We start from the raw sequence: 23797 nt of genomic DNA, 5'->3' as shown, positions 1-23797 counted from the left end.
TGTGAGTCTAGAAATTTACTAAAAATAATAAAATGGATGATACGTTTTTGGCTTTACATTAGGGCGTACCGGCTTCTTTGTTGCCAAAGTAAGAGGGAAAACAATTATATTCTAAGAAAAATTTCTCTTGAAGGGAGTTTCTTTCTTGAAAATCTGGTTGTTTTTTCAGTATAATCGCTAAAAGCCTATGGTTATGCGATTTTCAGTAATATAACAAGTTTAATTTCTATAAAAAAGGGAAATGATGAATAGCGAAAGACAAAATTTATAATATATACAATTATTTATGAAAAGATTCCCATTATTTTTTGATTTCCCTTGCTAAGCTAATAGGATTTGTGATAATCTACATACAGAAAACGCGTTATATCAGCGATTTCAACCTATTTTAAAATTTCTAGGTGCATTTTTTGGGAAATTATTTCAGCTTGGTAACCCTGATTATCATGGAATGAAAATTTTTGACCGAAACTAATATCAAATCACTATTATAGTGTTGTAATAATGATTTTTTATAAGATCCTTTTGGGAGGAGGTGAATGGCATGAACAAAACAGAATTGATTAATGAAGTTGTTACAGCAACTGAAATTTCTAAGAAAGACGCTACAAAAGCTGTTGATGCTGTTTTTGATACAATCTTAGAAGCTCTAAAAAACGGTGATAAAGTCCAATTAATTGGTTTCGGTAACTTTGAAGTTCGTGAACGTGCGGCTCGTAAAGGTCGTAACCCACAAACTGGTGACGAAATCGAAATTGCAGCTAGCAAAGTGCCAGCTTTCAAACCTGGTAAAGCACTGAAAGATGCAGTGAAGTAACTCTACCATTACATACGGGTGCTTAACCGGAAAAGGGCCGCGTGCAAACGCGGCCCTTTTTTTGCTTCTTAATTTCTATCTGTGATAATATAAAAGACAGTGAATATTTTAGAAAAGTTGATTTTGATAAATTTATTCAAAAGGATATACCATTATGAAAAAATCAATCACGACAAAACTAAGTTTAGAGGTCGCTTTAAGCTAATACATTTCAGTTAGGCTTAGGTTGCTTTAAAAATAGGAAATATGAATGTCAGGGTGAAACTCCATGCATTTTTTTCTGAATACATACTATTTTATTTATTTTTAGGAGGTAAGTTTAAATGGCTAATGTTGACCATGCCAAAATTGAAGAAGCGGTGAAAATGCTTCTTGAGGCTGTTGGGGAAGACCCTACTAGAGAAGGACTGCTTGATACCCCTGGCCGTGTAGCAAGAATGTATGAAGAAATTTTTTCCGGACTTACTCAGGACCCAAAAGAATATTTTGATACTGTTTTTGGAGAAGACCATGAGGAACTTGTCCTTGTAAAAGATATCCCATTTTACTCAGTCTGTGAACATCATTTAGTGCCTTTTTACGGAAAAGCTCATGTAGCATATATCCCGAAAAACGGGAAAGTTACCGGCTTAAGTAAGTTAGCCCGAGCTGTAGAGGCGGTTTCAAAGCGTCCACAACTTCAAGAGCGCATCACCTCAACAGTAGCGGACTCCATAATGGAAAAGCTTGAACCTCATGGTGTCATGGTGGTAGTAGAGGCTGAACATATGTGTATGACAATGAGAGGTGTCAAAAAACCCGGGTCTAAAACAGTGACTTCAGCTGTGAGAGGAACTTTTGCTAAGGATCATCGTACAAGAGCTGAAGTACTGGCATTCATTAAAGACTAAGGATATAGGGGGTTAGAAAATGAATGAAAAAAAGATCTTGAATGATTTTGTGGTAATTAAAGCTATTGAGGATAGTGTAAATGTCATCGGTTTAACTAGAGGAACGGATACTAAGTTTCATCACTCTGAAAAACTCGATTCAGGGGAAGTGATGATCGCACAATTCACAGAGCACACTTCTGCGATTAAAATAAGAGGACATGCAAAGATTTATACTCCATTCGGTGAGGTTGAAAGTGATTCGAAAAAGAATCCTTCTGACAAGTAAAATCTTGTCCCTAATTGGTTATGTTTTAAATCAATCACCTGATATCGCGTTTTAACAAGCTGTAAATTTCCCGCATCCATTTTTTTGAATGAACATAAGACGATGGTTTCCTTATTTATGGAAGTTTCATTTTATAAACGTTGTCCATTTCATCTGATTGTTTTTATGGTATAATAATGTGTATTTTACACAGACAGAAACCAATATGTATGAAAAAAAATTATCTTTCGGGGATGCAAGGGTGATCTCAATTGTTAAACATAACGAACGACTTAAGGCAATTAAAACAATTAATAGAAACCAAAGCTCAACATCCATATTTATTGAAATATATTCAAAAGCCAAGCTTAGACGACGATAAACTGTTATTGCTTTGGGGATTGTTTAACGATTTGGACGTTTTAAGCGAAGAACGGAATCAATACATTATTTCAACTATGCTAGTGCAAATAGCTCTTGATACCCATGAAATAGTGTCAAATTCGGGCGAAGGAATAGAGTTGCCTGAGGAATTGAAAAATCGGCAATTACAAGTACTTGCTGGTGATTATTATAGTGGCTTATACTATCAAGGGCTTGCCGGTGTTGGTAATGTTGAGATGATTCGTATACTATCAAGCGCCATAAAAAAAATAAATGATCATAAAATCATTCTTTATCAACAACGGTCCATTAAGGATGTTCCAACGCTTATAACGACAATTAAAGCGATCGAGGCTTCGCTGATTTATAAATTGGCTGATTATTATAATCAACCTGCCTGGATTGACATTTCAGAAGACCTGCTTCTTTTGAATCGGCTGCATGCTGAGATGAGAAACTATCTAAAGTCAGGCCAATCGGTAGTTTTTGATGTCTTAAGAGACATATCTTTTGATGATTCGAATAGTAATGATGTTCTAACTTCAGAAAAGGAAGCACAGGTACGGACTCAATTTGATAAGTGTCTGAGGGATGCCAGGCAATCCGTAAAGCTTTCGATGCAGAAGCTAGTAACTAAGAATGACGATTTACTTCAAAGAGTAAACGTAATCTTGAAACAAACAGAGAGTGAAGCAATTTCTTACGTGAAAGAAGGGTGAGTCATGGAGCAGTCTAAAGAGCAAAAAGTTCATCATGTTTTTGAAAAGATTTACGGTAATTATGACAAGATGAATTCCCTCATCAGCTTTAAGCAGCATCTTAAATGGCGGAAGGCTACAATGGCTATAATGAAAGTCCCAAAAGGCGCCCATGCACTTGATGTATGCTGTGGAACAGCGGACTGGACCATTGCCCTTGCTAATGAAGTAGGACCTGAAGGAAAGGTTGTTGGTCTGGATTTTAGTAAAAATATGCTGAAAATCGGCGAACAAAAGGTGAATGAACTCAAGTTAGATCAAGTTTCTCTAATGCATGGGAATGCAATGGAACTTCCTTTTGAGGATAATAGCTTTGATTATGTCACAATCGGTTTCGGGCTGCGGAATGTTCCTGATTACATGCAAGTACTCAAAGAGTTAAACCGTGTTGTCAAGCCGGATGGAATGGTTGTTTGCCTCGATACCTCACAGCCAACAATGCTTGGATTTAAACAGGGCTATTACTTTTATTTCCGTTTCATAATGCCCGTGTTTGGCAAACTATTCGCTAAAAGCTATAACGAATATTCATGGCTGCAGGAATCGGCGCGCGATTTCCCGGGCATGAAAAAGCTTGAAAGTATGTTCAAACAGGCAGGAATGGAAAATGTCAGTTACAAGGCCCATTTCGGTGGTGTTGCAGCAACACATTTCGGGTACAAGCCTTCAAATAAAGCATAATAGCAATGGACAAAGCTGGGTGAAATGTATGAAATTTAAAATGATGTATTCCTTTTTGAATACAGATTTGCAATTAATAGAAAAAGAACTAGAAGCCGCAATTGAAGCAGACTCCACTGTTTTAAGGGAAGCTTCACTGCATTTACTGCAATCCGGCGGAAAACGAATTCGTCCGGTATTCGTCCTTTTGGGTGCGAAGTTTGGCGATTATGATATTCATGTCGTAAAGCATGTTGCAGCAACATTGGAACTAATCCATACTGCTTCTCTCGTACACGATGATGTTGTTGATGATGCGGACTTACGCAGGGGATCTGCAACTATAAAATCAAAATGGGATAATCGTGTCGCCATGTATACAGGCGACTTCATTTTTGCACGGGCACTAGAAATGATGGCAGTAATTGAGTCGCCGCTTGCGCATCAAATTCTCGCGGATACTATGGTTGAACTATGCCTTGGAGAAATCGAGCAAATTAAAGATAAATACAATTTTAATCAAAATTGGCGGATTTATTTCCGAAGAATCAAACGAAAGACAGCATTACTCATTGCTTCTAGCTGCCAGTTGGGAGCTATTTCAGCGGGTGTCGATGAGAAAATTCATCAAAAGCTATTTAAATTTGGTTATTATGTCGGGATGTCATATCAAATTACTGATGATATCTTGGATTTTACTGCTTCGGAAGAGGAACTTGGGAAACCGGCTGGAAGCGATTTGATTCAAGGAAACATTACTTTACCAGTATTGATTGCGATGGAAGATCCAAAGTTGAAAAGGCTTATCGAAACAGTTCGGGAAGATACGTCTAAAGACGAAATGATCCATATCATCAATGCTATCAAATCTTCAGGCGCCATTGAGCAAGCTGCTAGAATCAGTGACATGTATTTAGAAAAAGCTTTTTCAGAGTTGAAAGGTCTTCCTGCTATTAAGGCAAGGAAAACATTATCTGATATAGCGAAAAATATCGGAAAAAGAAAGTTTTAGGACTTGGAGTTGCGAAACTCATCAAACAATGGTAATATTCTAAAAGGATTGCCTTATATAGGCAAATAACAATGATACATATTAGGAGTGACAATTATGGAAAGAACATTTTTAATGGTAAAGCCTGACGGCGTTCAACGTAATTTAATCGGTGAAATCGTTTCCCGCTTTGAAAAGAAAGGCTTCCTTCTAGCAGGAGCAAAATTAATGGTTATCTCTCAAGAACTAGCTGAGCAACATTATGGTGAGCACAAAGAACGTCCTTTCTTTGGCGAATTAGTGGACTTCATCACTTCAGGTCCTGTCTTCGCAATGGTTTGGGAAGGTGAAAATGTAATCGCAACTGCACGTCAAATGATGGGCGCTACTAATCCTAAAGATGCAGCAGCAGCTACAATTCGTGGAGATTTTGCAGTAACTGTAGGCAAAAACATCATTCACGGATCAGATTCAGCTGAAAGTGCTGTTCGTGAAATCGGTTTATTCTTCAAAGAAGAAGAACTTGTTGAATATTCTAAACTAGTTAACGAGTGGGTTTATTAATAGTTAGTTAATAAATTTTAAAAAAGCGGGTTCTGTCGCCCTTATGCGATAGTACCTGCTTTTTTTTTTTTTTTAAATTCTTGACAATTTTAACTGTCACTGGTCGTAAAAACTGTTTTTTTAAGAATTTTCAGCCCTTTCCGATATATAAAGAGAAGAACTACTTAAAACAAAGGGAGTTGTAGGTATGCCTCAAGAATATGAAGAGTTTATTCGAAAAATCAAAATGTTGACAGGCATTGATTTGTCATTATATAAGGAAGGACAAATGAAACGGCGCCTCACTTCTCTTTATGAAAAAAGAGGTTATCACTCATTTCGTGAATATTATAAAGACATTCAAACAAGACCCAACGTTTTAAATGAATTTTTAGACAGAATGACAATTAATGTTTCAGAGTTTTATCGAAACGCGAAAAGATGGGAAGTATTGGAGAAAAAAATTCTTCCCTCTTTATTAGAAAGCCAAAAAAGGTTGAAAATATGGAGCGCAGCCTGTTCAACTGGTGAAGAACCGTACACGATTGCAATGATTTTATCCAATCTTGTTCCCTTAAGCCAGATAGAGATACTAGCGACGGATTTAGATGAGAATGTATTAGCACGTGCGAAATTGGGAGTTTACCCTGAGCGTTCCTTGAATGAAGTACCTGCTGATATAAAAAAGCAATACTTTATAAAAGAAGAGGATTTTTATCGCGTTGATGATGAAATTAAGCGAAGAGTCACATTTAAGAAACATAATCTTCTTGCAGATCGATTTGATCAAGAATTTGACTTAGTCGTATGCAGGAATGTTTTAATTTACTTCACTGAAGATGCCAAAAGTCTTTTATATGATAAATTCAGTGCGTCATTGAAAAGTGGGGGAGTGTTTTTTGTAGGAAGTACAGAGCAAATATTTAATCCCGGAAAATATGAGTTTGAAACGATTGACACATTTTTTTATAAAAAAAGGTAAATAGTATACAAGGGCTGATAATGCATTCAGTCCTTTTTCGTTTTACTTGCTATAAAAAAACAGAGACTGTATGTCTATGATAAGAGAGATTAAACTATATCGAAAATGTTGAAGAACATGTAAAATAAAATGAAAAGTGAATAAATTCAAACAACAAAGGTTTTTACGTTTTACATATACCCACATTTCATAAAATTGTGGTATATTGATACATATACACTTTAAAGTGCTAAAAGGGGGCTGGAAGATGAGATATTTAACAGCGGGAGAATCACATGGTCCGCAGCTGACTACTATTATTGAGGGATTACCGGCAGGGATGCCGATTACGAATGAGGATATTAATGAAGAGTTAGGACGCCGGCAAAAAGGGCATGGTCGTGGACGAAGAATGCAGATTGAGAAAGATCAGGCTTTTATATCTTCGGGAATCAGACATGGCTACACACTAGGGTCACCGGTTGCTTTAGTTGTTGAGAATGACGACTGGAAACATTGGACTAAAATTATGGGAAGTGAAGGACTTTCAGAGGAAGAAGCTGAGGAGATCAAACGTAAAATTACTCGTCCTCGTCCTGGTCATGCAGATTTGAACGGCGGTATTAAATATGGGCATCGTGATTTAAGAAACGTATTGGAACGTTCATCAGCCCGTGAAACGACTGTAAGGGTTGCTGCCGGTGCTGTCGCTAAAAAGTTATTGTCGTTATTGGGGATTGAAGTGGCATCACACGTATTGGAAATTGGTGGAATAAAGGCTGAACCACCACAATATGAAACAATTCAGCAATTACAGCAAGTTACGGAAGAATCTTCAGTCAGATGTTTTGATAAAAACGTAGAGCAGCAGATGAAAGATGCAATTGATGAAGCGAAACAAAAAGGGGATTCGATTGGCGGCATCGTTGAAGTCATTGTAGAAGGAATGCCAGTGGGCGTAGGAAGTTATGTTCATTATGACCGTAAACTAGATGCAAAGCTTGCAGCAGCGATTATGAGTATTAATGCGTTTAAAGGGGTAGAAATAGGTCTTGGGTTTGAAGCGGCCCACCGTTTTGGCAGTGATGTTCATGATGAAATTGCTTGGGACAAAGAAAATGGTTATTACCGTAAAACCAATCGCCTTGGCGGTTTTGAAGGCGGTATGACAACTGGAATGCCTATTATTGTTCGTGGCGTTATGAAGCCAATTCCTACTTTATATAAGCCGTTGCAAAGTGTTGATATTGATACAAAGGAAGTATTTGAAGCAAGTGTCGAACGTTCCGATAGCTGTGCAGTTCCTGCTGCTGCTGTTGTTGCCGAGGCTGTAGTAGCTTGGGAACTTGCAGCAGCGATTGTTGATCAATTCCCTTCAGATCGTTATGAGCAATTGGCAGAATACATGAACTCTTATCGGGAAGAAGTAAAGGAGTTTTAAACTATGGAATCCATGCAAATAAAAACGGCTTCCAAGCAGTATCCAGTTTTAATTGGTAAACAGGCGATTAACGAGCTTCCCGATTTTATAACCCATGAATTAAATCAACTAAATAAGATTTTGATTATAACCGATGAGAAAGTAGCTGAACTTCATTTACAAACTGTGAAAAAAGCTCTGATTAAGACGGGAAAACCGGTCCTGCACTATGTTGTACCGGAAGGAGAGCATGCTAAAACGTTTGAAGTGTTTTATGAATGCCAAAGCTATTGCTTATCTCAACAACTTAATCGCAAGTCATTGATTATCGCCCTTGGTGGTGGTGCAGTCGGTGATCTGGCTGGATTTGTTGCGGCTACTTTTATGAGAGGGATTCCATTTATCCAGGTTCCGACGACTCTGCTCGCCCATGATAGTGCTGTGGGCGGCAAAGTTGCCATCAATCACCCTCTTGGAAAAAATATGATTGGGGCCTTTCATCAGCCAGAAGCAGTCATATATGATCTTGAATTTTTGCAGACTCTCCCACTTCAAGAATTACGGTCGGGTTTTGCTGAAGTCATTAAACATTCCTTGATAGCAGATAAAGAGTTTTATCGATGGTTAAAGTCGAATATTGTTGATTTGAATAATATAACAGATGAGCAATTTTTAACGATGATTACAAAAGGTATTGGCATAAAAGCGTCCATTGTCGAAGAAGATGAAAAAGAAATGGGGATTCGTGCTTTTTTAAATTTCGGTCATACACTTGGACATGCTGTGGAAGGCTCTATGGGATATGGAAACTTTACGCATGGTGAATCCATTTTAATCGGGATGGTATATGCTCTTAAATTAAGCAGCAGAGAACAGGGTCTTGATTTTAAACTTGACGAGTTTATTAATTGGGTATCTTCTTTAGGTTATCAAACAACCATTCCTTTACAACTTGAAAAAGAAACCTTACTTAATTTAATGAAAACAGACAAAAAATCAATCAATGAAGGTGCTACCTTTGTCTTGCTTAAACAATTGGGGTCTCCATTATTAATGGATATAGCCGACTCTGTGCTGATAGAGGAAATGATTGAAATGAAATAAAATACAGGAAATGGAGGAACTGTGTGTGATAAGAGGAATAAGGGGCGCAACAACAGTAGAGAAGGACACAGAAATGGAAGTGATTGCTGCTGTTGAGCAGTTGATGGCAGAAATCATTCGGGTCAACGAGATTGATCCTGATATGGTTGCCTCTGTATTTTTTTCTGCAACGGATGAGATACGCTCTGTCTTTCCAGCCAAAGCCCTACGTAAATTTGAGGGTTGGACATATGTGCCAGTAACGTGCATGCAAGAAATACCAGTAAGCAACTCCCTTCCATCTTGTATACGGGTAATGATTCATGTAAATACAACAAAATCTCAAAAAGAGATACAACATGTTTATCAAGCAGGAGCTGTCGTATTGCGGCCGGATTTGACAAATAATATATAAGATATGATTTTAGGAAAAAGAATATGATATACTATTCTCACACTTTCTTACTTTAAAGTGATAAAAATATAGAGGTGAATGACATGAAGTGGAATGATGCGGTCCTTTCCTTGAAGTCTTATCAACCTGGGAAATCAACCGATGAAGTAAAAAAAATGTACGGTCTTGAAAAAATCACAAAATTAGCTTCAAATGAAAATCCTTTTGGTTGTTCTGAAAAGGTCAGAGAAAGCGTTAAGAACGCAACCCATTCTTTTGCTATCTATCCGGATGGATATGCAACATTGCTTAGAGAAGCTGTTGCAAAGCATACAGGTGTAAAAGAAACACAGCTTATTTTTGGAAATGGGTCTGATGAGAACATTCAAATCATTTCTAGAAGCCTATTGGGAGCTGGTAAAAACACCGTCATGGCAACAGGCACTTTTTCGCAGTATCGCCATAATGCTACACTTGAAGGCGCGGAAATCAGAGAAGTTCCTCATATTGACGGAGCACATGATTTAGAAGGTATGTTAAAAGCGATAGATGAGAACACTGCTGTTGTCTGGGTTTGTACACCTAATAATCCAACAGGAAAATACATTCCGGAACAGGATTTATTAACATTCATTGAAAAGGTACCGAATGATGTTCTTGTCGTATTGGATGAAGCCTATTGTGAATATGCAGTGGCTGAGGATTACCCGAAAACAAATCAATGGATCAATAAATTTAAGAATTTGATTATACTTCGCACATTTTCAAAAATTTATGGTCTTGCCAGCTTTAGGGTCGGGTACGGATTGGCAGATGATGATATTATTCAGAAGCTCGACCCATCCCGAGAACCATTCAATGTCAATACTTTCGCACAAAAGATTGCTATTGTTGCTCTGGAAGATCAAGCTTTTATTGAAAAGTGTAATACTGAGAACCAAAAAGGACTCAAACAATATTATGAGTTTTGCAGTAAGGAAAATCTAGCTTATTACCCATCACAAGGTAATTTTATTTTCATACATTTCAAACAGGATGCGGATGTAGTATTTCAATATTTGCTAGAGCGTGGATACATTGCAAGGTCTGGAAAATCGTTCGGTTTCCCGAACAGTCTGCGTGTAACGATTGGTTCAACAGAAGAAAATGAAGGAATGATTAACGCTATCAAATCTTTCTTAAATGAAGGTGCTACGCCTTCTAATTCCCTTCTTTAATCGTTTCAGCAAGCATAGAGGAGCAAAAAGAAGCGGGGGAGAGAAGTGTGAAGGGAAAGGTTTTTGTAATAGGTCTAGGTCTAATTGGTGGATCTTTGGCCATGGCTGTACGCCATGCACATCCTGAAGCTGTGATTGTTGGAATGGATCTAAGCGAAAAGAATATTCAACTATCAAGGCTACTGGGAATCATTGATGATTCAGTATCTTCTCTTGAAGCGGGAGCGTGTGACGCTGACTTAATTCTGCTGGCAGTTCCCGTAAATGAAACCGTCCAGATTTTAGCGAAATTAGCTGAGTTGGATTTGAAAAGGGATGTCCTCATTTCTGATGCGGGAAGTACAAAGGATAAAGTCGTAAATGCGGCAAGACCATTGATAGATAAAGGTGTGGCCTTCATCGGTGGTCACCCAATGGCTGGGTCTCATAAAAGCGGTGCAGGGGCTGCCAAACTGCATTTATTTGAGAATGCGTTTTATTTACTTACTCCAGATGAAACTGTAGAAGAAGGTAAAATAGAGCAGTTAAAAGAATGGTTAATTGGCACAAGAGCGAACTTTTTGGTAGTAACACCTAGTACCCACGATAGACTGACAGGAGTAATCAGCCATTTTCCACATATTGTTGCTTCCGGGTTGGTTAAACAGGCAGAGACATATAGTAAGGAAAATGAGCTGATCTCTAGACTTGCAGCTGGAGGATTCCGAGACATTACGAGAATTGCCTCAAGCAGTCCGGAAATGTGGCGTGACATTTTGTTACATAATCGTGATGTGTTACTGGTATTAATGAATGATTGGCTGAAGGAAATGGAGAATGTCAAAGAGCTTGTGGAAAATGAAGATAGTGAAGAGATTCTGCGTTTCTTTAAGGATGCAAAGACTTTTAGAGATGATTTGCCAACGCATGCGAAAGGCGCCATCCCTGCCTTTTATGATTTATATATTGATGTACCGGATTATGCTGGTGTAATTTCTGAAATTACCGGATATTTGGCTCAAGAAGGAATCAGTTTAACAAACATAAGAATTATTGAAACTAGGGAAGAAATATACGGTGTTCTAGTTATCAGCTTCCAAACGGATGTAGACCGTATTAAAGCATCGGAATGCATTTCAAGACATACAGAATATGAAACAATTCTGGCATAATAAAATAATAGTCGAAGGATGATTGTATGAATACAAAAAGTTTAAAAACGAACATTCAATCATTACGTGGTGCGATTGCTGTACCAGGAGATAAGTCTATCTCCCATCGTTCGATTATGTTCGGAGCCCTTGCTGAGGGTGAAACGACAGTTACTAATTTTCTGCCTGGAGCAGATTGTTTAAGTACTATTTCCTGTTTTAAACAGCTTGGAGTAAACATTGAACAAGATGGGCAGCAAGTCCGTATTGAAGGCAAAGGTTTTAATGGTTTGACGGAACCACGTGAAGTACTTGATGTCGGAAATTCTGGTACTACGATCAGATTAATGATGGGTATTTTGGCTGGACAGGATTTTTCGGCTGTGTTAGTAGGTGACGAATCAATAGCTAAACGCCCGATGACGCGAGTAGTGAATCCTCTCAGTCAGATGGGAGCACACATTGATGGCCGGAAAGGAGCCGAATACACGCCGCTTTTCATAAGGGGTGGCCAATTACAAGGGTTTCGCTATAAATTGCCTGTGGCAAGCGCACAAGTCAAATCAGCTATACTCCTTGCAGGCTTGCAGGCAGAAGGGGAGACAATCATTGTCGAACCGGAAGAGACTCGTGATCATACGGAACGAATGATCAAGCAGTTTGGCGGGGAAATCGAAAAAGACGGTCAAACGATAAAAGTAAAAGGCAACCAAGTGTTCAAAGGAACCAATATTCATGTGCCGGGAGATATTTCTTCTGCAGCGTTCTTTATGGTGGCTGCTGCAATTACAGAAAATAGTGAAATTGTTCTGAAGAATGTGGGCCTTAATTCGACAAGAACAGGTATCATCGAAGTTATGAAAGCGATGGGGGCAGATATAACGGTCGAGAAGAAATCGAGTGAAGGTGAACCGGCAGGCGATATTACTGTCAGAAGCTCTCGTTTAAAAGGAACAACGATCAGCGGTGATCTAATTCCGCGCCTAATCGATGAGATACCAGTTATTGCACTTTTGGCCACCCAGGCGGAAGGAATAACGACGATCAAGGACGCAGCAGAGCTTAAAGTGAAGGAGACCAATCGAATTGATACGGTAGCCAACGAGCTTTCCATCCTTGGAGCGGATATAACGCCGACTGTAGACGGTTTAATTATCAAGGGACGAAAAGCACTAAATGGTGGCACGGTTACAAGCCATGGAGACCACCGTATTGGGATGATGCTGGCTGTAGCGGCATTGATCACAGATGGGAAAGTGGAACTTGAGGATCCGGATGCAATTGATGTCTCATATCCACAATTTTTTGAGCATTTGACTCATTTAATACAGTAAAGATTTAAAGAAGTTTGCAGACCTTATTAGAGTCTGCAGACTTTTTTATATTTTTTTTTTCTTAGATTAATCTCTCGAAATTGTTGTAAGCGCTATCATTATAGCCTCTTTTCTAATAATAACTCCTTAGAATTATAAAAAAGGTGATTATCACCAAAAAGGAGATTTACCTTTGTATGGAGAATTAACTATTAACCTTTTTTTAATAAGAATGGGGGGAGAATTTCATCAATGGAATACAGGGCTGCAGTATGGTAAACTAATGAATACTGTTTTTACTATGCACCTCACGATTAGATGCAACATTTTGTACTTTATGGAAGAGAATATAACACTATCACGTGAGAGTGTTTGTCTAGAGACTAAGTTTATTATGCAAAAAGGAAGGAAGCAGCAATGAACACAGTAGATCAAGTTATTCAGCATTTAAAAAAAGGGGAATTAACAGAGGCTCTTAAACATATAAATCGAATTAAATCATCAGAGTCAGCCGAGGACATTTTGATTCTGGCTGAAGAAATGCTCCAGCTTGGTTTTGTAGAGGAGGCAAAAGATCTTTTTGAGCATCTACTAGAACTATATCCTGATGAAGGAGAATTGATTGTTTCATTAGCTGAAATTTTGATTGATATGGATCAAGAAGATGAAGCGATGTTAATGCTTGAAAAAGTAAGTGTAGATGATGAAGTATATCCAAGTGCATTGCTTTTGGAAGCAGACCTTTATCAATTACAGGGGATGGATGAGGTCAGTGAACGAAAATTGTTGCAGGCAAAGGGAATACTACCAGATGAGATCATCATTGATTTTGCACTAGGTGAACTGTTCTATCACCAAGGAAGAGACCAGGAAGCCATTGCAAATTACATAAAGGTTTTGGAACAGGAACAAGAAATTGCTGGAGTTAATGTCAATCAACGACTAGCTGAAGCATTAAGCAGCTCTGGGAAGTTTGAGGAGGCCCTTCCGTACTTTGAAAAGGCTCTAAATGACGGGCTCGAAATAAATACGTTATTTGAGTATGCATTTACAGCTTTTCAAGCAGGTCTTTATGAAACCGCCGTGCGTAAGTTTATCGAATTGAAGGAATTGGATCATGAATATCATTCCCTATATTTATACTTGGCCAAGAGTTATGAACATCTTGAAGATTTGGAAAATGCTTTGAAAACGGTCAAAGAAGGTATCAAGGCTGATGAATTCAATAAGGAGCTTTATTTCTTCGGTGGTAAAATAGCCTTAAAAAGCGGACTCGATAGTGAAGCAGAAAATTTATTCAAAGAGGCTCTTGCCATTGATCCCGGCTATTTGGAAGCTGCACTTACTCTTTTGAAACTGTATATGCACCACGAAAGATATGAAGATATCTTAGAGTGTATTGGCGAGGTTAGAAGATACGGTGAGGATGATCCGCAGTTTGAATGGATAGCTGCCGTATGTTATCAACACACCGAACAATTTAAAGAGTCATTAACCTGCTATCATAAAGCATATAATTCATTCAAGAACAATCCAGACTTTCTTGAAAACTATGGTTTCTTTTTAATTGAAGAAGGAGACAGAACCACATCTAGAGAAGTATTTAATAAGCTGCTTGAGCTAAACCCAGCAAACGATGAGTATGTGATGATTTTGGAACGGCTTGGCGAAAGTCCAGAGGAATTGTAGATAAGAGAAAATAAAATAATATCAAGACAGAGGAGGGAATTCATGGTGGCTGCCCCTGTTTCTGTGAATGAGAAAAAGGATTTTATTCGGTGGTTTTTAAATCATTATCAACTGAAAAGAAGAGAATGTGTTTGGATATTAAATTATTTAATGAGTCATGATCAATTAATGAAAAAGGTTCATTTTGTAGAAAATGCACAATATTGTCCACGCGGATTAATTATGTCGACACATTGTGTAGAAGAGGTTCCTTTTAGGTTCTATAAGTCCAATATTATGACGACCGATGCAGAGAAATCTTTTCATGATATCCGCTTAAACCGGGATGAAGATATTTATATTCAACTCAATTTTAAATCCGCTTATTCTTCATATCAGTACGCAGCAGTGCTTGAGAATAACCCTTTCATGCCGAAATCCACGGCTGCAAATGAAAAAGATCAGCTGCTGGCTGAGCAATTTTTGGAAAAAAGTATGCTGTATTTCCAAAGGGATCGTCTACTTAAGGAAATTGATGAAGCGCTCGATAAACATGACGAACAGGCATTTAAGAACTTAACCGAACAACTTAATCAATTAAAAGTACTTGGATGAACTAAAACGACCTTTCCGTAATCAGGAAAGGTTTTTATTTTTTATAAAACGCTGATAAAATCCACATTTTTGTAAAGACTATAGGTATATGGTAAAGATGTAATAAAAAAATGGTAAAATGATAAGGAGTTGATTTAATAAATCGGGAGTGAAGAAAAAATATGAAGTGGACAGCAAAAGATCTGGATATGTATATCCAGTCAAAAGAGTATGTGGATACGGTTTTGATTCCTTTGGTTCCCATAACATTTGGAAGTCAAATTAAGCAAACTGGTTCAATGAATGAATTTCTTACCATTTTAAGCTCGGAAATTGAAAAGCAGATGAAAGGAAGAATTCTTTTAATGCCAACTTTTCATTATTTGAGTGATGAGGAGGATAAGATTGATTTATTAAAGCGTTGGACTAACAAAGTGAAAGAAAATAATTTTAAACATATTTTTTTTCTTACATCAGATATTGAATGGAAAAAGGAAGAGCGGGAATTAGAACATAATTTAGTATGGATTCCAGCCATCCCTCTTGAAACCCTAGAAAATAACCAAGCTAGGGAAATGATTAACCAGCAAGTTCTCCAGATCCTTGATATTTTCACTTATAATTGGAAAAATGAAAAAAAGTAGGATTTTTCGCATTATTTGACACATAGTTGCCACCTTTTGGGTTTTACAAATATTGACCTTGGTAAATTATTGAGATATCATGGAAATGTCCTAGTTTTATAGTGTTGCTATTTATTGGTCCTTTGGGCTCTCAGTATAGTAATAGAGGGGGGGAAAACGCATGAGCAAGCATAATGTTTCACGACGTCAATTCCTTAATTACACACTTACTGGCGTTGGTGGATTTATGGCGGCCGGTATGTTGATGCCTATGGTTAGGTTTGCAATTGATCCAGTATTATCAGCAGATAAAGGCGGGGATTACATTGCAACTAAACAAAAGGTAAGTGAACTGACTACCGAACCAACCCGTGTTGACTTTAGTTTTAAGCAGGTCGACGGGTGGTATGAGTCTGAAGAAACAAATACAGCTTGGGTTTATAAAATGGAAGACGGCAATATCGTTGCTTTATCTCCAATTTGTAAACATTTAGGCTGTACGGTAGCATGGAATACGGATAAGTCTAATCCGAATCAATTTTTCTGTCCTTGTCATTATGGCAGGTACACGAAAGATGGTGTGAACGTGAAAGGGACACCACCGGTTTCACCTTTGGATGTCTATGACACGAAAGAGAAAGATGGAATTCTTTATTTGGGTCAACTAAAACCGCATGGGGGGGCGTAAACATTGCTAACAAAGTTATATGACTGGGTGGACGAGCGTTTAGATATTACGCCATTATGGCGGGATATTGCTGACCATGAGGTTCCTGAACATGTTAACCCCGCGCATCATTTTTCTGCATTCGTATATTGTTTTGGTGGGTTAACTTTCTTTATCACGGTCATCCAAATATTGTCGGGTATGTTTTTGACGATGTACTATGTACCGGACATTAAAAACGCTTGGGAATCTGTTTATTATCTACAAAATGAAGTTGCCTTCGGTCAAATTGTCCGTGGTATGCATCACTGGGGAGCAAGTCTAGTTATTGTTATGATGTTTTTACATACTCTTCGTGTCTTCTTCCAGGGAGCTTACAAAAAACCGCGCGAATTGAACTGGATGGTCGGCGTATTAATTTTCTTTATTATGCTGGCATTAGGATTAACAGGTTATTTACTGCCATGGGATATGAAAGCGCTATTTGCAACAAAGGTTACTTTGACAATTGTCGATTCGGTACCGCTAATGGGACCAGCACTTAAGACATTGATAGCAGGAGATCCAACAATAGTTGGAGCACAGACATTAACACGATTCTTCGCAATTCATGTATTCTTCCTGCCTGCAGCGCTATTTGCTTTACTAGCGGCTCATTTCTTGATGATCCGGAAACAAGGTATTTCAGGTCCACTATAAAAGAGTTATGAACTGAGAATCATAAAAACCTTTTCATAAAGGAGGGGATTGTTCAATGCATCGTGGGAAAGGTATGAAATTCGTAGGTGACTCGCGTATCTCCGCGAACCGTAAACCGAATATTCCGAAAGATTATTCAGAATATCCTGGGAAAACTGAAGCATTTTGGCCTAATTTCCTTTTAAAAGAATGGATGGTCGGAGCTGTATTTCTTGTTGGCTATTTGTGCCTAACAATTGCACATCCGTCTCCATTAGAAAGAATAGCAGATCCGACAGATACAGCGTATATTCCGCTACCTGACTGGTATTTCCTATTCCTTTACCAATTACTTAAGTATACTTATGCATCGGGTCCGTATAATGCAATCGGGGCTCTCGTTATACCTGGACTAGCATTCGGAGCATTGCTCTTGGCACCATTTTTAGACCGTGGTCCAGAGCGTAGTCCAGCAAAACGTCCATTTGCTGTAGGTTTTATGTTATTAGCAATGGCTGGTGTATTTTATCTGACATGGGAGTCTGCAGCCCATCACGACTGGGAAGCTTCTAAGAAGCAAGGTGCAATCGTAGAAGGTGCAGACATTGATAAAGACAGCGAAGGTTATAAACTTATGGATGCTAGTGGTTGTATTAGTTGCCACGGAGCTGAGTTAACAGGTGGTGCAGGTGCACCGAGCTTGATTGACACTGGTTTAAAGCCAGAAGAAATCTCTAAAATCGCTCGCAAAGGCCAAGGTGCTATGCCAGCTGGTATGTTCAAAGGTTCTGATGAAGAATTGGCAACATTAGCTGAATTTGTTTCGGGTTTAACAGCAAAATAAAGTATCTATCGACAGCATTTTCTTTCATATGCTGCCGAATGGAAAAGCTGACGACTACGGTTGTCGGCTTTTTTATTGGAAAATTGAAAAGAATCTGATAAGAAATTGAAATGAAAACTTGGATTTAAAGATCAGGAACTGTAAAATGGTTGTATTGAGAATAGTAAGAGAGGTAAAAAGAATGAATATTATCTACAGCTGGCTTGCAAATCGGCAAATGCTCTTTTTGCTATTAATGGTTAATATATTCGGAACTTTATTTGGATATTATTGGTATGGTAGTCAATTAGCAAACACACCGACTATTTTTTTAGCTTTTGTACCAGACAGCCCGACTGCTAGCCTATTTTTTGTATTTGTATTACTGGGGTTTCTTTTGAAAAGAAACTTTGGCCTTATGGAGGCATTGGCGATTATAACCCTATTCAAATATGGTTTATGGGCAGTTGTGATGAATATACTGACATTAATGACAACAGGTTCATTGCCTTGGGAAGGTTATATGTTAATGGCTTCTCATTTGGGTATGGCGATTCAAGGGATTTTATATTCACCATTTTATCGAATAAAACCTTGGCATTTGATTGTAGCAGGGATTTGGACCATACATAATGATATTATTGATTACGTTTTTGAAATGATGCCTATTTATCGTGATTTATTGGTCTATATGAATTCAATAGGCTATTTTACCTTTTGGCTAAGTATTCTTTCTATCTTTGTTGGATGGTACTTTGGTTTTAGAAAAAAGCGATTTACTCTTTCAATGATCAACTAATAGTTAGCCCCGCATTCATTTTTTGAGTGCGGGGTTAACTTTTTATGATGAACAAGGTCTACTCATGTTTTTTGTTTCATATCGTTTTAGTAGAGATATGAGGAGGGACGAGTAGCATGTTGAAAAAATTCATATTAACCATTGCTGTTTTATTTGTCGTCTTACATTTCCCTGTCTATGCAGAATCCTCTTCAAGTTTGGAGCAATTAGATAACATTTCCGATAGAGCGTTGGAAATGACAAAGTTGAAGCGATACGGAGATTCGGAAAAGATGCTTACGTTTTTTTCTGACCAGTTTATAAAAGAGACAGCGAAAGAACAAATTCTTGACATGGACGAACTTCGAATTATTACTGTAGCTCATAATGAAGCATTGATGACAATAAAGGATTTGAATAAGGGAGATTCTGAGAAGGTTAATTCAGTTACAAAATTTAGGCTTGTTGTGGATGCTGTGAAGTCAACGCATCAGCCTCTTTGGACCGAGATGGAGGATCAAATGATGAATTCCTTCAGGCAAACAAAGGATGCCGCGATCCATCAAGACACAATAACATTTAATAATCAATTGAACTTATTCCTTTCACAATACGAAATGATATATCCAAGCTTGAAAGTCGACCTTTCTAAAGAAAAGATTCAGCAACTGGATACTAGGATTCAATACATTAATCAATACCGTCCTGAAGTAATTAGAGATAGTGATAGCCAAAAAGAGCTGGATGCATTGCAAAATGAATTAACGTCTATTTTTAATGATATGGGAGAAGACGATGCAGATCCTTCCCTTTGGTGGGTTATCATAACTACTGGCAGTATTATAATAATGACTCTTTCTTACGTCGGCTGGAGAAAATATAATGGAGATCGAGAAAAACCTAGAAAAGAGCATAACGATTGAAGGTAAGTGAAGAGAACTCTATATTTGACATGGTAGCATTCATTCCATAGAATTGAGAGTAATAATAGTTTTAGGAGGATACCATGTATTTCATTTATTTGGCGATTATCATTTTAATCCCGATTTATGCACAAATGAAAGTGAAAAGTACGTATAAAAAATATTCAAAAGTATCTGCTTCTTCGGGTATGAATGGTGCTGAAACGGCGAGAGCCATTTTGGATCAAAATGGTTTATATAATGTCAGGGTCGAAGAAACACCTGGAATGCTCTCAGATCATTACGACCCTAGAGATAAAACGGTCCGTTTATCGACGGATAACTATCATGGGCATTCTGTTGCCGGTGTAGCAGTTGCAGCCCATGAAGTGGGACATGCGATTCAAGATAAAGAAGCTTATGCGTTCTTACGTTTTCGCCATGCGTTAGTACCGGTCGCTAACTTTGGTTCCAATATATCTTGGATTTTAATTTTAATCGGGGTGTTAGCCAGAATCCCAGGCTTATTAATAGCGGGTATCGTATTTATGGCAGCTGCAGTATTATTTCAAGTAATCACGCTGCCGGTGGAGTTTAATGCTTCCTCTCGGGCAATGGATCAACTCGTTTCTGTAGGAGTTATCCGTAATGATGAAGAACGAGAAACGAAAAAAGTATTAAGTGCAGCTGCGATGACGTATGTTGCTGCCGCTCTTGTAGCCGTGCTTGAACTAGTTCGACTTCTGCTTATGTATACAGGTATGAGAGAAGAAGATTAAATAAAAAGAACTCCATCACATGATGGAGTTCTTTTTATTCGTTTACGATATATTCCGGGTTTAGTTAATACTACTTATAAAACTTCACTATTCGGGGAATCATGTAAAATGATGTATTTGTAATGGTTTCACAGTTGATACTACCGTTCGATTGGATTCTTATTCTCATCTAGGGTAAAGCCTTCACCTAATACGTCATGCACTTCACTTACAGATACAAAAGCATGAGGGTCCACTGAAGTGATGGCATTTTTCAAGCGAACGAGCTCATTTTTACCGACAACACAATATAGAACTTCTCGATCAGTTCTTGTATATGATCCATACCCCCTTAAGACTGTTACTCCTCGCTCCATATCTTTCATGATTTTATCAGCAATTTCCTCATTTTTCTCGCTGATAATCATTGCTCCTCTAGCCGCATAGGCTCCTTCCTGCATAAAGTCGATAACCCGCGCACCGATGAATACCGCCACTAGGGTATACATCGCTTCCCTGTAATCCAAGTAGGTGAGAATGGATAGGCCAATAACAATGGCATCAAAAATAAACATGGTCCGGCCCATGCCCATTCCTAAATATCGATGGGCAAATCGGGCAATAATATCAACGCCGCCAGTTGTCCCGCCATAACGGAAGATGATACCTAGCCCAACACCAACAAAGACCCCGGCAAACAATGCCACCAGCATCAAATCATTCCCGAGATTTATTTCGATTTGATATCTTTCGAATACCCATAGCCAAACGGATAAACCAACTGTTCCAATGATTGTATAAAAAAAAGAAGTCCGCCCTAAATATTTCCACCCTATTAAGAATAATGGGATATTTAAAACCAAATTAGAATAAGAAGGATTTATCCCAATAAGTTGATATATAATCAAGGTGAGACCAGTGAAACCGCCTTCTGCCAAGTTATTTTGCATGTTAAAATGTACGAGGCCAAATGCGAAGATTCCAGCTCCAAAAAGGATAAATATAGTGTTTTTCAATTTTAAGCCGAAAAGCATGTCTTTTACCTCCAAAACGTTTGAATGCGGTTAATTTACTTATTATAACTAATTAACCAACTATGGGCAATTGTTGTTACCGAACGTATCTGTTGTCATATGATTCACTTTTAGCTAACATAAAGAAGGTATAATGTTTATTAACGAAAATCAAGAATGGGTGACTAAATGGAAAAGCAAAAGACGATCCAACAAATGCAAGCAGAAGTCGACCAATACATAGGACAATTCAAAGAAGGATATTTCAGCCCTTTGGCTATGCTAGCACGCTTGTCAGAGGAGCTTGGTGAACTGGCTAGAGAAGTCAATCATTACCATGGTGAAAAACCTAAGAAATCAACTGAAAATGAGAATACGGTTGAAGAGGAATTGGGTGACATGCTATTTGTGCTAATTTGTTTTGCTAATTCACTTGGTATTGACCTTCAAAGCTCGCACGATACGGTCATGCATAAGTTTGCAACACGTGATAAAGACAGATGGACAAAAAAAGAAGAGAATGTAGAGGGGGAAGTAAAGGATGAGTAAAGTAAGAGTGATTGTAGCTGGACCTCGTGGCAGAATGGGTAATGAAGCGGTGAAGCTAGTACATAGAACAGAAGGGTTTGAATTAGCAGCTGTTATAGACCGTAAATATAACGGGGAAAGCCTCTCAAATATTGATGGTTTTCAAGGAATTGAAGCACCTGTTTTTTCCGATATTAACGAATGCTTCTCGGCTGTAAATGCAGACGTATTGATTGATTTAACTACACCTGAAGTAGGAATGTATCATACAGAAACAGCACTGAATCATGGTATCCGTCCTGTTGTAGGAACAACAGGATTTACAAAAGAAGATTTAGCAAAGCTGGATTCGTTAACTAGGGAAAAAGGTATTGGATGTATTATCGCTCCAAACTTTGCAATTGGGGCTATTTTGATGATGAAGTTCTCACAAATGGCTGCAAAGTACTTCCCGAATGTAGAAATCATTGAAATGCATCATGATCAAAAATTGGATGCCCCTTCAGGTACAGCTGCTAAAACGGCAGATATGATAGCTGCAGTACGTGAGACAAAACAACAGGGTCATCCGAATGAGAAAGAAACCATTCAAGGTGCTCGAGGAGCAAATATAGATGGCATGCATATCCATAGTGTTCGTCTACCGGGGCTTGTTGCTCATCAACAGGTACTTTTCGGGAGTGATGGAGAGCTATTGACGGTTCGCCATGATTCATTCAATCGCGCGTCCTTTATGACAGGAGTTAAACTTGCTGTTGATTCAGTCATGAAATTGGATGTACTTGTATATGGACTAGAAAATATTATCGAGTAGGTATTAGGAGGAATACGATGAAAATTGCCTTAATTGCCCATGATAAGAAAAAAGAAGATATCATTCAATTTGTAACAGCCTATAAAGCTGTATTTCAACAACATGAATTATTTGCTACTGGTACAACGGGGAAACGAATTATGGAAGAAGTATCATTGCCTGTCCATCGTTTCCATTCGGGACCTCTAGGCGGAGACCAGGAAATCGGGGCAATGATTGCCCGTGGTGAAATGGATATGGTCCTGTTTTTCCGAGATCCATTAACATCGCAGCCACATGAACCGGATGTATCAGCACTAATAAGGCTCTCCGATGTATATGAAATTCCATTGGCCACAAATATGGGAACGGCAGAAGTACTTATTCAGGGTTTGAAACATGGATATATGGACTGGCTTAAACTACGAAAAAAACAAGGTGAGATAAATGACAAACAAAAGTAATATAGATATCCTCGCTTTCGGGGCACATGCGGATGATGTTGAAATTGGTATGGGTGGTACGATTGCTAAATATGCGCAACAGGGTAAGGACATCGTCATTTGTGACTTGACAAAAGCGGAAATGTCGTCCAACGGTACCGTTCTATTACGGCAAAAGGAAGCAGCTAAGGCAGCGGAAATCCTAGGGGTGGAGAGAATATCCCTAGATTTACCCGACCGTGGTTTATATATGAAAGAAGAATACATAAATCAAATTATAACGGTTATTCGCAAATATAAACCTACACTTGTATTTGCCCCTTTTTGGGAAGACCGTCATCCTGACCATGGGAATTGTGCAAAATTAGTTGAAGAAGCAGTTTTTTCAGCAGGGGTTAGAAAGTATTTGGATGAAGATGGTCTTGAAGCTCATCGTGTCCAAAATATGTACTATTTTATGATAAATGGTTTTCACAAACCTGACTTTGTCGTTGACATTACCTCTTCTATATCGGAAAAATTGGACAGTCTTAGAGCATATGGAAGTCAATTCGAAAAAAGTAATACAACGGTGGAGACACCGCTTGTGAACGGATATATCGAGACAGTAGAAGCAAGGGAAAAGATGTTCGGCAAAGAAGTGGGTGTCGCTTATGCGGAAGGATTTATGTCAAAAAAACCGTTGCTGATCGAAGCCGATTTGTTAGGGGAAAAATAATCT

Annotated in this window: 28 protein-coding genes; 27 read left to right on the top strand and 1 reads right to left on the bottom strand. The window is 38.3% G+C overall.

Going from position 1 to position 23797, the window contains the following annotated elements:
• Positions 1-544 precede the first annotated feature (544 nt).
• The 23 genes from RE409_RS17960 to RE409_RS17850 all read left to right on the top strand — a co-directional run bounded on the left by RE409_RS17960 (position 545) and on the right by RE409_RS17850 (position 20320).
• Positions 545-817: an HU family DNA-binding protein gene (locus RE409_RS17960; protein ID WP_034308023.1), complete on the top strand. Its 273-nt coding sequence runs from the start codon at positions 545-547 to the stop codon at positions 815-817.
• A gap of 323 nt (positions 818-1140) precedes the next feature.
• A complete protein-coding gene (gene folE / locus RE409_RS17955) occupies positions 1141-1707 on the top strand; it encodes a GTP cyclohydrolase I FolE (RefSeq protein WP_053346783.1) in 567 nt (188 codons plus the stop codon).
• Positions 1708-1726: 19 nt separating this feature from the next.
• Positions 1727-1975 (top strand): trp RNA-binding attenuation protein MtrB, encoded by a 249-nt coding sequence (mtrB, locus tag RE409_RS17950; RefSeq protein ID WP_053346782.1) that lies wholly within the window; start codon positions 1727-1729, stop codon positions 1973-1975.
• Positions 1976-2226: 251 nt separating this feature from the next.
• A complete protein-coding gene (locus tag RE409_RS17945; RefSeq protein ID WP_201185642.1) occupies positions 2227-3057 on the top strand; it encodes a heptaprenyl diphosphate synthase component 1 in 831 nt (276 codons plus the stop codon).
• A 3-nt stretch (positions 3058-3060) separates the two neighbouring features.
• Positions 3061-3777 (top strand): demethylmenaquinone methyltransferase, encoded by a 717-nt coding sequence (locus RE409_RS17940; RefSeq protein WP_201223780.1) that lies wholly within the window; start codon positions 3061-3063, stop codon positions 3775-3777.
• Positions 3778-3805: 28 nt separating this feature from the next.
• Positions 3806-4768 (top strand): heptaprenyl diphosphate synthase component II, encoded by a 963-nt coding sequence (gene hepT / locus RE409_RS17935; protein ID WP_201185639.1) that lies wholly within the window; start codon positions 3806-3808, stop codon positions 4766-4768.
• A gap of 96 nt (positions 4769-4864) precedes the next feature.
• Entirely contained in the window at positions 4865-5311 is a 447-nt protein-coding gene (gene ndk / locus RE409_RS17930; RefSeq protein WP_034308008.1) for a nucleoside-diphosphate kinase, read from the top strand.
• 187 nt (positions 5312-5498) lie between these two features.
• The gene (locus tag RE409_RS17925; RefSeq protein WP_201223781.1) at positions 5499-6272 is read left to right on the top strand and encodes a CheR family methyltransferase; all 774 of its coding nucleotides are present in this window, start codon (positions 5499-5501) and stop codon (positions 6270-6272) included.
• Positions 6273-6519: 247 nt separating this feature from the next.
• Positions 6520-7692 (top strand): chorismate synthase, encoded by a 1173-nt coding sequence (gene aroC / locus RE409_RS17920; protein WP_309557865.1) that lies wholly within the window; start codon positions 6520-6522, stop codon positions 7690-7692.
• A 3-nt stretch (positions 7693-7695) separates the two neighbouring features.
• On the top strand, positions 7696-8775 hold the full coding sequence (gene aroB / locus RE409_RS17915) for a 3-dehydroquinate synthase (protein ID WP_053346776.1): 1080 nt from the start codon (positions 7696-7698) through the stop codon (positions 8773-8775).
• 25 nt (positions 8776-8800) lie between these two features.
• Positions 8801-9169 (top strand): chorismate mutase, encoded by a 369-nt coding sequence (gene aroH / locus RE409_RS17910; protein WP_309557864.1) that lies wholly within the window; start codon positions 8801-8803, stop codon positions 9167-9169.
• 83 nt (positions 9170-9252) lie between these two features.
• Positions 9253-10365, top strand: a complete 1113-nt coding sequence (gene hisC / locus RE409_RS17905; protein ID WP_201185635.1) for a histidinol-phosphate transaminase — start codon at positions 9253-9255, stop codon at positions 10363-10365.
• 47 nt (positions 10366-10412) lie between these two features.
• Complete coding sequence (locus tag RE409_RS17900; protein WP_201223782.1) at positions 10413-11516, top strand: prephenate dehydrogenase; 1104 nt, start codon at positions 10413-10415, stop codon at positions 11514-11516.
• 26 nt (positions 11517-11542) lie between these two features.
• Positions 11543-12829 carry a 3-phosphoshikimate 1-carboxyvinyltransferase gene (gene aroA / locus RE409_RS17895; RefSeq protein WP_201185633.1) on the top strand — a complete coding sequence of 429 codons (1287 nt, stop codon included), beginning with the start codon at positions 11543-11545 and terminating at the stop codon, positions 12827-12829.
• A 396-nt stretch (positions 12830-13225) separates the two neighbouring features.
• On the top strand, positions 13226-14497 hold the full coding sequence (locus RE409_RS17890) for a tetratricopeptide repeat protein (RefSeq protein WP_201185632.1): 1272 nt from the start codon (positions 13226-13228) through the stop codon (positions 14495-14497).
• A gap of 42 nt (positions 14498-14539) precedes the next feature.
• Positions 14540-15091, top strand: a complete 552-nt coding sequence (locus RE409_RS17885; RefSeq protein WP_053346769.1) for a ReoY family proteolytic degradation factor — start codon at positions 14540-14542, stop codon at positions 15089-15091.
• Positions 15092-15252: 161 nt separating this feature from the next.
• The gene (locus RE409_RS17880) at positions 15253-15714 is read left to right on the top strand and encodes a YpiF family protein (protein WP_056525040.1); all 462 of its coding nucleotides are present in this window, start codon (positions 15253-15255) and stop codon (positions 15712-15714) included.
• A 160-nt stretch (positions 15715-15874) separates the two neighbouring features.
• Positions 15875-16381 (top strand): QcrA and Rieske domain-containing protein, encoded by a 507-nt coding sequence (locus tag RE409_RS17875; protein WP_053346767.1) that lies wholly within the window; start codon positions 15875-15877, stop codon positions 16379-16381.
• 3 nt (positions 16382-16384) lie between these two features.
• On the top strand, positions 16385-17059 hold the full coding sequence (gene qcrB / locus RE409_RS17870) for a menaquinol-cytochrome c reductase cytochrome b subunit (RefSeq protein WP_053346766.1): 675 nt from the start codon (positions 16385-16387) through the stop codon (positions 17057-17059).
• 55 nt (positions 17060-17114) lie between these two features.
• Positions 17115-17882, top strand: a complete 768-nt coding sequence (locus tag RE409_RS17865) for a menaquinol-cytochrome c reductase cytochrome b/c subunit (RefSeq protein ID WP_053346765.1) — start codon at positions 17115-17117, stop codon at positions 17880-17882.
• A 181-nt stretch (positions 17883-18063) separates the two neighbouring features.
• Positions 18064-18660 carry a lipoprotein heptaprenylglyceryl N-acetyltransferase LhaT gene (locus RE409_RS17860; protein ID WP_201250708.1) on the top strand — a complete coding sequence of 199 codons (597 nt, stop codon included), beginning with the start codon at positions 18064-18066 and terminating at the stop codon, positions 18658-18660.
• Positions 18661-18776: 116 nt separating this feature from the next.
• A complete protein-coding gene (ypjB, locus tag RE409_RS17855) occupies positions 18777-19562 on the top strand; it encodes a sporulation protein YpjB (protein WP_053346763.1) in 786 nt (261 codons plus the stop codon).
• A gap of 83 nt (positions 19563-19645) precedes the next feature.
• Complete coding sequence (locus tag RE409_RS17850; protein ID WP_053346762.1) at positions 19646-20320, top strand: zinc metallopeptidase; 675 nt, start codon at positions 19646-19648, stop codon at positions 20318-20320.
• Between the two features lie 140 nt (positions 20321-20460).
• On the opposite strand, the gene RE409_RS17845 is transcribed toward RE409_RS17850, so the two are convergent.
• The gene (locus tag RE409_RS17845) at positions 20461-21333 is read right to left on the bottom strand and encodes a YitT family protein (RefSeq protein ID WP_201223785.1); all 873 of its coding nucleotides are present in this window, start codon (positions 21331-21333) and stop codon (positions 20461-20463) included.
• A gap of 168 nt (positions 21334-21501) precedes the next feature.
• On the opposite strand from RE409_RS17845, the gene RE409_RS17840 reads away from it, so the two are divergent.
• The 4 genes from RE409_RS17840 to bshB1 are packed head-to-tail and all read left to right on the top strand — an operon-like array spanning position 21502 to position 23794.
• Positions 21502-21861 carry a nucleotide pyrophosphohydrolase gene (locus tag RE409_RS17840; protein ID WP_053346760.1) on the top strand — a complete coding sequence of 120 codons (360 nt, stop codon included), beginning with the start codon at positions 21502-21504 and terminating at the stop codon, positions 21859-21861.
• Positions 21854-22654 carry a 4-hydroxy-tetrahydrodipicolinate reductase gene (gene dapB, locus RE409_RS17835; RefSeq protein WP_057217451.1) on the top strand — a complete coding sequence of 267 codons (801 nt, stop codon included), beginning with the start codon at positions 21854-21856 and terminating at the stop codon, positions 22652-22654. Before RE409_RS17840 ends, dapB begins: the two co-directional genes overlap by 8 nt.
• 17 nt (positions 22655-22671) lie before the next feature.
• Positions 22672-23097, top strand: coding sequence for a methylglyoxal synthase (locus RE409_RS17830; RefSeq protein ID WP_053346758.1), 426 nt, complete (start codon positions 22672-22674; stop codon positions 23095-23097).
• Positions 23081-23794, top strand: coding sequence for a bacillithiol biosynthesis deacetylase BshB1 (gene bshB1, locus RE409_RS17825; protein ID WP_201185628.1), 714 nt, complete (start codon positions 23081-23083; stop codon positions 23792-23794). The genes RE409_RS17830 and bshB1 overlap by 17 nt, the downstream gene beginning before the upstream one ends.
• Positions 23795-23797 lie beyond the last annotated feature (3 nt).

It is taken from the genome of Peribacillus sp. R9-11 (assembly GCF_031345095.1).
GTDB classification, from domain to species: Bacteria; Bacillota; Bacilli; order Bacillales; family DSM-1321; genus Peribacillus; species Peribacillus butanolivorans.
This window is presented reverse-complemented; position numbering and strand designations above follow the sequence as displayed.